General features: G+C 46.6%; 7 protein-coding genes. 2 read left to right on the forward strand and 5 right to left on the reverse strand.

Going from position 1 to position 10,895, the window contains the following annotated elements; translation table 11 throughout:
• The 4 genes from BLQ12_RS27210 to BLQ12_RS26595 form a co-directional block, all read right to left on the reverse strand.
• A partial coding sequence (locus tag BLQ12_RS27210) for a transposase (RefSeq protein WP_139164138.1) occupies window positions 1-501 on the reverse strand: 501 nt, incomplete at its 3' end.
• A 235-nt stretch (window positions 502-736) separates the two neighbouring features.
• The gene (locus BLQ12_RS26580) at window positions 737-1,717 is read right to left on the reverse strand and encodes a hypothetical protein (RefSeq protein ID WP_092215990.1); all 981 of its coding nucleotides are present in this window, start codon (window positions 1,715-1,717) and stop codon (window positions 737-739) included.
• A 927-nt stretch (window positions 1,718-2,644) separates the two neighbouring features.
• Complete coding sequence (locus tag BLQ12_RS26590) at window positions 2,645-3,925, reverse strand: Y-family DNA polymerase (protein WP_092215994.1); 1,281 nt, start codon at window positions 3,923-3,925, stop codon at window positions 2,645-2,647.
• Between the two features lie 726 nt (window positions 3,926-4,651).
• On the reverse strand, window positions 4,652-4,921 hold the full coding sequence (locus BLQ12_RS26595; protein ID WP_092215996.1) for a hypothetical protein: 270 nt from the start codon (window positions 4,919-4,921) through the stop codon (window positions 4,652-4,654).
• A 1,162-nt stretch (window positions 4,922-6,083) separates the two neighbouring features.
• Between BLQ12_RS26595 and BLQ12_RS26600 the strand changes: the two genes are divergently transcribed.
• Window positions 6,084-7,043, forward strand: a complete 960-nt coding sequence (locus tag BLQ12_RS26600; RefSeq protein WP_217640420.1) for a SphA family protein — start codon at window positions 6,084-6,086, stop codon at window positions 7,041-7,043.
• 842 nt (window positions 7,044-7,885) lie between these two features.
• Window positions 7,886-9,820: an AsmA family protein gene (locus tag BLQ12_RS26605; RefSeq protein WP_139164139.1), complete on the forward strand. Its 1,935-nt coding sequence runs from the start codon at window positions 7,886-7,888 to the stop codon at window positions 9,818-9,820.
• A 211-nt stretch (window positions 9,821-10,031) separates the two neighbouring features.
• Here BLQ12_RS26605 and BLQ12_RS26610 read toward each other — a convergent pair whose 3' ends face one another.
• Window positions 10,032-10,505 (reverse strand): hypothetical protein, encoded by a 474-nt coding sequence (locus tag BLQ12_RS26610; protein WP_139164140.1) that lies wholly within the window; start codon window positions 10,503-10,505, stop codon window positions 10,032-10,034.
• Between the last annotated feature and the right edge of the window lie 390 nt (window positions 10,506-10,895).

Below are 10,895 nucleotides of genomic sequence, written 5' to 3' on the forward strand. Positions count from 1 at the left end.
CTTTGCCTTTTTACGGATGAAATCCTTACGGGTTCCGCTCCACTCTTTAGAGGCGTTTGAGCTGATCTTACAGCCGTCAATGGCAAACATCTTTTTGCCGATCAAACTTTCCATGGAACAGATTGCAACCACTCGGGTCAAAAGCACAGAAATCTCATCCCCATAAGAAGAAACGAACTTGGCAATGGTTGTAAAATGGGGCCGGGTATCACCGGCCAAGGCAATAAAAGTCACATGACACTCGCAACAAGATGCAATCCTGCGGCTGGATATAATCCCCAGAGAATAAGCATACAAAATGACTTTTAAAAGAACGGCAGGATTGTAGGCCGGAGCCCCCGTCTTGTCGTTGCTGAAATGCTTGTCAAAGATCGAAAGGTCAAGTTCGTTATCCACCAAATGATCAATGGCATGAACGAACGTGCCGGGTATGATTTGCTCATCGAACCGGACTGGAATAAACATCGACTGGGCTTGAGAATAACTTTTGTATCGAGCCATACTCACCTCGCTGTTTTATTTGAAGAGAGTATAGCAAATATTAAGCTGTAAATACAGCTTGATATCTTGAAATTTTACTTATTCTACAGGCTCAACGTGCTGCTGTGGGGCGCGAGGAACGAGCGTCCCTACCAGCAGATTGTTATAAGTAAACCGGACTAATTTTAGGGCATGTAAATGTAAAGTAAGCTTTAGATTTATTGTTGTTATTGACTGTACCTAACGCAAATTTAATTCAATTTTTTTGAAGGAAATTTAGGTAATAATTCAAAAAGCTGATTACCGAATTTATATCTAATAAATCTTCTAAGATCTTTGTTAGAGAGTTTTTTGAAGCAAGAATACTTGTCAAATGCTCTCTTTTTTTGGCATTAAAAACCACTCCAGCCTGGTCCACTTGTGTTTCTTTTTCATCCTTATAATCAATAACAATTTTTTTAGGTGGAGGATTTTTACATCCCGGGCCATCGCCTACTTCTCCTTCATAAATATATCCGAAGATTGGTTTACTTACGGTTACAGTTTTAGTGGTTGGACGATCGGGCTTAGGAGTGTAACTAATTGATTCAGTCGAATATGTATTCATATCGATCGTATATCTTTCAATATAACTTTTGTCTTTCAAGAGAGCCAATAATGCAAATCGCTTTTCATTAACTTTAGAAAGAATATCCGTTTGCAGAGGTTCTATTAGGTCGATTTTTGATCTTACAATATTTACAACATAATTAAGATGTTTTCCATTGCTCAATAGCATTGCTATTTCACATGCTCTAACAAAATTAAGCATATAGCTTAGACGTCCTTCAGAGTTACATATAAATAGTAAATTGTAATCAAGGCGACGTGCAGCTATTTCAGTTAATTTATTACCAGATTCTTCAACAAAGAAACGTAGTAAAAGACTCTCTAATTCAATATAACATTCTTTAAGTTGCGCAAGATTAACTTCCTCTCTAACAATATTGCGAAACTGGGTTGGCAGGTTATCAAGTTTCTCAAGTGCCTTACTAAGAGACACTCTGATATCTTGTATATCTTTAGCCATTGTTTCCAAATATTCTTGAGATCGCTTATTAGAAATTGCATTTTCAGCAGCTCCGAATAAGCCGGCGATTTGTGAAGCTATTGCCAGGCCAGCACTAGCATTTTTTAGAAATTCCTGGCGAGCTAAACCTCCCAAGTCAATTTCGTAAACTCCATCTAAACTTCCCACTATTGTGCCTCCTTTAGGTTGATCTGGTACAACAAAGTCTTGGCTAAATGTATTTGAATAATAAAAACTATATGTTTTCAGAAGATGATAATTTTCTTATAACGCGTGGCTAAGCGGCCCCAAAAAGCTGATAGGGGCAGCGGTTGAAGTTACGGAAGACGTGGCCATCTTTTTGGGGTCGGCCTTGAGCTAATTGTTATAAGAATTAAGTGGTTAACGAATGATATTTAGCTTTATTTATGTTTCTTTTTAAAGGAGCTGAGCAAACAATAAAGGCTCATAAGAATTGATGTAAAGCCCCACACATAACTATGGACAGGTGCTCCTCGAAAACTACTAAATGTTGGTTCCTTACTAAAATCATATATTGCCCACCCAACCCAGAAAAAAAAGCCAAGCAAATAGCCATAGCTCAACTCTAAGTCCATGCTTTTATAAATACCATAAATCTTCGACCGTTTTATCAATGAAGCGTGACTGATTAAATTGTCACAAGCAATGATAAAAATGAGGATTGAGATAACGGCAAAAAATAATATGAAAATATATTTCATGCTAAGGACTTATAACAATTAATATCAGACAATTTTGTCCCATAAAACCTTCTCACTGGTAAAAACGGACAAAACTGTCGGATATCACCTTAAATTCAGGGGTTATCCGACAAAAATGTCTGATAATCCCTATAATGCATGGTTTTTCCGACATCGAGCCATGCTGCTCTGTGCATAGAAAGGAGCTAAGTTCCTGTGAAAAATCAATGAACTCATAACCGGCAATCTCTGTTGGCTGTTTAGTCAATGGCATATCATCCATTTATCATCACAGAATTAAATTCTTACTCCTTGATGGATATAATTGCAAGGAAGGATAAAAAAGACCCGGCATGCAAATATTGAAAATGTAAACAGGGACAGGTGGGAGGGTTCAGGTCACTCGAAGAAGTTGATCCCATCGAGTGGTATAGGAAGGGGACTTGTGGTTGAATTGAGTGCGCCATGCTTTGGGATCTGAAAGGTCAGTGGAGAGTCCGGAAGATGCATAACTCACGGTACGGCGTCCCATGTTGGCGTTTACCGCATCCATTGCTTTCATCAGGGCGGATGACTGGCCCCGGTCTACTTTATCAAAGAGGAGTTGTTGCTCTGGTTTTTCCTGGGTCAGCTCCCGCATGTGGATGCCCAGCTTTTTGAAGGGGATGTCTTCCTTGTAAATCTCGGCAAAGGCCGCAAGGGCCCCCTTGATAATTTCCGGGCTGTCGGAGGTTGGCACCGGAAACCGAAAGGTGGTCTTGTTGTAATAGAAATCAGCCTTATGGAATCTGTTGCTCATCGCATAGACATCCATCACGCCTGCCCGAAGCCCATCCTTACGCAGTTTTTCTGCAGCCCGTTCGGCATAAGATGAGAGGGCTTCATGAAGATCCTGACGGTCATCAATCCCTCTGGAAAACGTTCGGGAGACGCCAATTCCTTTTTTCGCAGGCGGGTTTGCTTCTAAGGGATAGCAGGATATCCCGGATAGCTCATCGAGGATCCGGGTGCCGTTTACCCCCATGCGGCTTTGAATCATGCCGCGGTCTGCCCTGACCAGGTCCAGGGCAGTGTTGATCCCCCGAGCTTTCAAGAATTTTTCATACCGCCTGCCAACACCCCAGATCTTGTCCACAGGAGTTGCCGCCAGGGCCCGCTCGTGCCAAACTGGGTCGGTGATATCACAAAAGCCATGGAGGGTAGGGCATTTCTTGGCAAGGCCGGTGGCCACCTTGGCCAAGGTCTTAGTCGGCCCTACACCCACAGAGACGGGGATGCCGGTATTTCTTGTCACGGTTTTTATGATGTTTCGGCACAACTCCGGCACATCGACCGCGCGGAATGTCGAGAGATCAAGAAACGATTCATCGATGGAATACACCTCAAGGTCTGGAACCATCTGCCCCAGGGTGATGGTTACCCGCCGGGACATGTCGGCATACAGGGCATAATTAGAAGAATAGACGGCCACATCATGTTTTTTTAAGAGGGCCTCTATTTTAAAAACAGGTACCCCCATGCCGATGCCCAGGGCCTTGGCCTCGTTGGATCGGGCCACGGCGCAGCCATCGTTATTCGAGAGAACGATAACAGGGCGGCCTTCCAGGGACGGATTAAAGACCCGCTCGCAGGAAACGTAAAAATTGTTGCAGTCCACAAGGGCAAAACGGGGCATGGGGTTCGTCTCGGCAAAGATGGTTGTTTAAGTTCCTGGTGGGGGATAAAACCATATAAGAAAGACTTCGGCAACCCTTTGGGACAGTTTGTCCTCATTCCATATCAAAGCAACTGAAAGAAGACGAAAAAAGTGTAAAGTTGGTTTCTGAGTGTCCGACTATGCGTCTCATCAACAGGGGCAGACGTCCTAAGCCGCTTCAGCGATATATTGCAACATCTCTATTGGACTGCATGCCCATTCAGGCATGAACTTTAAGTCCTATAGTACATGATTTTATCAGATTCTGTTGGCTTGTTGGGGAAGGGGGTGGGAATAAAAGTTACAGCTCAAAAACAGCTCAAAATGAAAAATCGCTCGTTGTAACTATCCGTATTTATAGTTTAATTTCGCCATGAACATGGTTTCGATTCCCATGTGCTTCCGCCACATATCTAATGTTTTCAACTACTTACGATTTGGTATGTAGGTTAAAAACAGGTTAAAAAAGGGCACCCAAATTAGGGTGCCCTTTTTGCGTTTGGTGTGCATGGAATAATTCATCTTGGAGGAGGGCCGGATGGGCAAAACGGAGCGTGCCCATCTGATGCCGGACGCGCCATCATTTTCCCATTGGCCTGACGCTTCAAAAACCGGCAATGGCAAGCCCCGTGGAAGGCTATCGGCAAGAGGCCCGGTGGTTCGCGCAAATCACCACCCCACAAAGAGGTGCCCCCCGCCTGCGGCCTATCTTCCCCTCATTTTTTCCTGCTCCTTCTTATAAATTGCCGCCATTCGATCGATCTTGGCATACTGTCGGGCCAGGAGGTCCTCGGTGATGGTTCGGATCCCCCATTTTTTGAAATCGATCTGAAGGCCGTTGCCCCCCGGAGCCTCTGCCTCATCCAGCTCTGCGTGAAAAGCCCCCACAGATTTCAACAAGCGGTGGATGTCTTTGATGGAGTCGCACAGCTCTGAAATTTCGGAGCCCTCAAACATTCCCGGTGACGTGGTCATGGTGAACTCCCAATGAATTAGGTGATAGGGAAATTAAGATCATAGAAAACAGGGAGTAGAGTGTTTAGATGGTTGGGGATAGATCATGGCATTCGTCCGTAGTCATCAGCGCCTATGGGGGTACCGAAAAACCAAAAGGCAACGATACGCCAAAACCGCAACGTATGAGACGTAGGGCCTATTTTTCTTATGACCCATGACCTATCCCCTATGACCTGACATGTCTCTAATCCCGATTGATATCTCTTCCCCCAAAAAAAGTCGGGAAAAGAAACAATCCTGCCCCAAAAGACAAAAGGGCATGCTCAGGCATCAGGAAAGGGAAAACGCATCTTCAGTGAGGTGAGGAGGAAAAGCGGCAGAAATCCTTCATTACCACTGCAGTTCGAAGACGCGCAGAAATCCGAAGAGGCGTTTTCCCCGCCGTCAGTCAGAAACGCATGTGTTCATGGGCCATTTGAATCGGCAATGATGCTGGTAAAGGGGGCGTGGGATGCCGCGCATGAAGGAAAATACGACTTGAAATGGATCGGGGGCTGGTGTAAAAAACCGCTTAGCCATGACGACCTCCTATTCAGGTTGTTTTGGTCAGGCCTGGCAGGATGTTCCAGCATCCTGTCGGGTCGCTTCTCAATTTCGATAATAACTAGTTATTACGACCCACCATAATTTTATCCCTTCTGCGTGTCAATAGTTTTTTATCGTTATATTCCATGGTTATTCATTTCAAAGTCCATAGAAATGACACATCACCAGTACCGGACGCCCTTCGCAACCTGTCACCGCTCGATACCGGTAGGATAGGCAAAGCGCGAAGCGTGCCCATCTTGTGCCGCGGCCCCTTATTTCTTCTATTCGGTTGAATGTTGACGGGGGCTGTGGCAATGTGCCGAAAAGAGACTGACACCTCTATGCCAGTTACTCCGGCTGGGTGAAGCATTTTGTCACGCCCCCTCCATATAATCAGTTACGGACTCATCCGACGTTTTCAAGTGGAATGAAAAATCGAGCTTGCGATTTTGAGTAAGCCTTGTTATGACATGGGCGTTTTGTTTCTATTTATAGAAACAAAACGGTTGATGTCTTTTGCTCGGACGTGTTTCCGAGGCCGGTTAGCGCTGTGTGATTGATGTGATTCATATTCAGGGATTGAGGAGGGGTTGTGAGAGGTAAAGTGTTGGTAGGGTTCGTGGGGATGGTTGTGGGGCTGCTCGCCACTGTTGGTGGTGCCATGGCGTATGATATGCCAAGTGTGAATTTGGGGTTCACCAGTTTTCTGGACGGGGGACCTCCATCGGGACCGGGGTTCTATTACTCTCAGTATGTGCAATACTACGAGTCTGATTCATTGAAAAATGCCCAGGGAGATGCGGCATTGCCGGACGGTGCCGATGAGAATCTTGATGTCTGGATATCCATGTCTCAGTTTATTTATCAGTCAGATCAGCCTGTTTTCCTGGGTGGTAAATGGGGGGTGAATGTGATGATCCCGGTGGTGGGACTGGATATGTCCTACGCCATGGATGCGCCCTTTCCTGAAGACAATGGCAGCGGGCTCGGAGATGTTCTTGTGGGGCCGTTTATTCAGTGGGACCCGATCATGGGGGCCAATGGGCCGAAATTCATGCATCGGATTGAGCTTCAGGTTACCTTTCCCACGGGAAAATATGACTCTGACAAGGAGCTTAACCCAGGCTCAAACACCTATACGTTCAATCCTTATTGGGCATTTACCGCCTTTGTGACACCAAAGCTCACCGTTTCAGGTCGGCTTCATTATCTTTATAACTTTAAAAATGATGACCCCAATGACGGATTGACTGGTGTGACGGAGACCCGGGCCGGGGATGCCTTCCATGCGAACTTTACAACGGCCTATGAAGTGATTCCCGGTCGGCTCCGGCTCGGGCTGAACGGATATTACCTCAACCAGTATCAAGATACAGAATATGATGGCAAACGTATCGACGGGACTGCCGAGAAAGTCTTTGCCATCGGCCCTGGCGGTGTGCTTCATCTGGGCAAGGATGATAACCTTCTCGTAAACGTTTACTTTGAATCAGGCGCTGAAAACCGAACGGAAGGCAACCGATACAATGTGCGTTACGTGCATCATTTCTAATTGAGGGCTCCCGCCGGAAACCTTCTTTACGCCCCTCCAACCCGCCTCGGGATCATGTGGTCCCGGGGTGGTTAGCCCGGATATTTCATGAGGAAACAATCAGTCAAAATGTAAATCGACGTTTGCTGTTTGATTTTCTCACCCTTCGGGCGAGCCAAGTGCACCCATCTTCTGCGTTATCAGAGCTTTGAGGTAAACAACTACATCTGTAGCTCTGATGCCTTGAATATGGGTGCACTCGACTCGTGAAATATCCGGGTTAGGGGAGAACAGATTCCACTTACCCTGCCGGGCTGCCGATGACTTACAGCAACTTTTGGCTGTGAGGCCTCACTGCGGTGTGGCGAAATACGCCTGTGATGACGTATTCCGGGGCATCTTGTCATGGGTTTGCTTCCATTTCTTCCTGATCAGATTTTGCAATGCTCTGCATACAGATCTGACAGCGTCCTTCTTTACAGAGCTTTTCTGACGTCTTTCCCAATATAACTATGCTTAATCTCCGCAGGGGCATTTGCTGTCGCGGGATCTGTTTTAACGGCTTGTTTTCCAATGGCAAAAGGCATGTCGTGGCGCTATAATAGGAAAAATGGGCATAAGCTCATATCAACCCAACCCGTGTGACTTGGGTTCATCAAATGAACGGAGAACATGGGGTCACTTGCACGTCGTTGCGCCCCTGCACGAATCCAGTGTGTTCTGAGACAGAGCCCGGATTTTGCGTGATTTGTTCTACTGCTGCCAGAAAATAACCAGCCTTCAGTTAATCAAACCTCAATACGTCGGGAATGGTCGGATGACGACAGGTGTGGTCTATGCCGACCCTATGGGAGCTGCCTGTGATGAGCGCACACAACAAAAAAAACTACCGATTGAAGTGGTGGTGGGTAGCGTTGACAGGCTTAACGCTGGTTGTGATCATTGCGTTGAGCATCCTGAGCATGAACATCAATTCAATTGCGCACACCCAGATCAATAAGCTCCTGAATACCTATCTGGCAGGTGGCGGGTCCCTTGATGCCATCGATGTTGAGTTGGCAGAGGGGCGAGTGGAAGTCAAGGGGCTTATCGTCAATTCGCCGCAACACTTCGGATCAACACCGCTTGTGCATCTTGAGACGTTGGCGCTGGACGTCAAGCTGATCTCGCTGCTCGGTGGTTCTCTTGCTGCAGAAGAGCTCGTGCTGAAAGATCTGTCCATCGTTGTCGTACGTGATGACGAGGGAAACGTGAGTGTGCTGAATATCGTGAAGCCAGGCAAAGCAGATGCAGAATCTGATACCGAGCCCCCTGTGGACCCTGATGAGAGTGGGGTGTTCATTCCCTCTATTGGCATAGACACCATACGTTTTGAAAACATCCGCATTTCACTTATCGATGGCCTTTCGAAGCAGCAATGGTCCTCTGAATTGCAGCTTGATCTGGCTGTGGATGACCTGCAACTCCGTGATGTGATGCATGCAGATATCCTTTGCGGCAAGATCATGTTTGCCTTGAGTGGGCTCAGGGTGGACCAACCACCCGGCTTTGAGATGGAGCCGTTTGCCAGCCTGGATCGATTGGAGATTCACAGTGACGGGCTGGACTTTGGTGCACCGGAAATGGTGATTGAGAGTGTCCGGGTTAAGGGGCCTTCGTTATCCCTGATTGTCCAGAAAGACGGCACATTCAATTTGCAGCGCCTGGGGCAGATATTTGGCGGGCCGGTGGAAGAACCGGACACCGTTGAGCCGCCAAAAGAGGAACCCGGCATACTCAAACGATTGATCGGCATGTTGAAGGGGCGGAGGGGCAAAGCAGATGAACAGATTACGGAGGTGGCGCCCAGCAAGCCCTCCGCCGAAACCAAACGGCCGGTTATCATGGTTAAAAAAGCCCGGCTGGAAGACGGGGCTCTGACGTATCAGAATGATTCCCTGCCCAAAAAAGGCATCGCTTTACCGATAAAAGACATTGAACTCAACGTCAGTGGGTTGCGCTTGTTTGACACCAGGGAAGAGAGCCCACCGGCCTCTGTCTCAGGATCATTTGCGCTTAGCCAGCCTGAAGACCATCCAACTGCATACCTGGGCCTTTTAGGGTCAATTGGCCATGTCGGGGTCGGTTTTCCCCTGATAAACTCCCAGGTTCGGGTGACAGGTTTCAAGTTGGACACATTGGGTGCCATGGTTCCATCGGCAACACGGAAGGCTATAGGAGCCACCGGCCTTGATGCCGACATCGCGCTTGCGGTCAACACAGAGTCGCTGCACCTTAACTCCTCGATATTGACCGACAGAAATGTGAAGTATAATACCATAAAGATTACGGGCCCCCTCAATGCTCCCAAAGTGCAAATGGATAAAATTCTGCTTGGGGTTGTTGGCCGTTTATCCGGTGGCATTTTCAGGCTGGGAAAAGATAGCATTCATGCGGGGGCTGATATTGCTTCCGGAGGTGTCGAGGTGACAAAGGGGCTGGGCAGTGCTGCCCTGAATATAGGGAAAAGTATTCTAAAAGGTGCCCGTGGTGTTGGTACTGGCGTCGTAGCCCGGGACAAAGAACAAATAAAATCTGGGTTAACAGATTCTACGGCGGGTACTGTTGTTGTTACCGTTGATTCTGCCAGGAACGTGGGAAGTTCCACGGTACAGGGGGGCGCGAGCTCATACTCCAGCCTGAAAGGTGGGGCCAGGTTGAATGCGTGGAATCAGGGGATACCGGCACGCCATGAAGCTGCCATGGAACGGGCACAGAATGCTCTGACAACAATGCCTTACCCGCCTGTTACGGAATGACGGCTTACAGAACGCCGTTACCCGTTTAATATCTTGCGGGTTTCCTATGTGTTAGGTGGGGAATAAAGAGGCTCGTCAATCTAAAAGCCGTTTGTGGGACGGGAGACTACCGAATCGTAAAGAGGTAATTCTTGGTAGGGAGCTTTGCCTCAGCCCTTACCTTCTACCTATCACCACGATTTTGCCCTTTCGTAATTTTGATGTGTTTGGGCTATTTCGGCATTTCGAGCAAAGAATAATTTCTGTAAATAATGACAACATAATTTGATATCACAATAACACCGCCTAAAAAATACAAGACACCCGTTTGAGGTTGACTTGAGCCATCTGGCAACGCAAAAATGCATACTAATGCAATTATGATACTGCCCAAAGCGAAGAAAAACGAAAATACTGTTACCAACCATCGAATAAGTTTGTCTGATATTGTCGTTTCAACTTGTGAAAATTGTTTTCTGTAAAGTGCATAAAGAAAAGTCGAAAGCGCAGCGGCGCCACCCCATAAGTAGAAGACGCCTGTCATGGGTTTTGACGTACCGTCAGGTAGGGCGTAAATGCAAATTAGTGCAATGTATACACTGGAAAACGAGAAGAAAATGATCAAAAGGGTAATCAACCAATTTTGCTTTTTGCTTAGCATTGTAACTCCTAATATATCCGGTGAATAGTTGAGTGGGGATGCCATAAGGTGACACGTCACCTGGAGGATACCGAAGTAGCGTTGTGATTGATACTTGAAATCCAGCAAGAAACACCTGATACCGTAGCGAAACGACGCCTTTCTCATAAACCACGGTTTTGTCTGATGCTTATTTATTAAATATTTTAGCACACTACTGTCCAAAATAGCCTCTCAAAGAATAATTTTCTTCGAGAGTCCCCTGTGATTAGTAGATGTTGTTCAATTCTTGAAAAACAGGTCCCATTATTTTGCCTGCTGTCCAACTCACGTAAATGGGAGCATTAACTGTACTGATATAGGCTCAAGTGGTAGCACATCATATGGCTGATCTATCCAAGCCCACAAATCCCTGTGTGTAAACAGGTTCCACCTCAAAAAGGCAACCAGATTTGA

Origin of the sequence: Desulfoluna spongiiphila (genome assembly GCF_900101345.1) — a bacterium.
GTDB classification, from domain to species: Bacteria; Desulfobacterota; Desulfobacteria; order Desulfobacterales; family Desulfolunaceae; genus Desulfoluna; species Desulfoluna spongiiphila.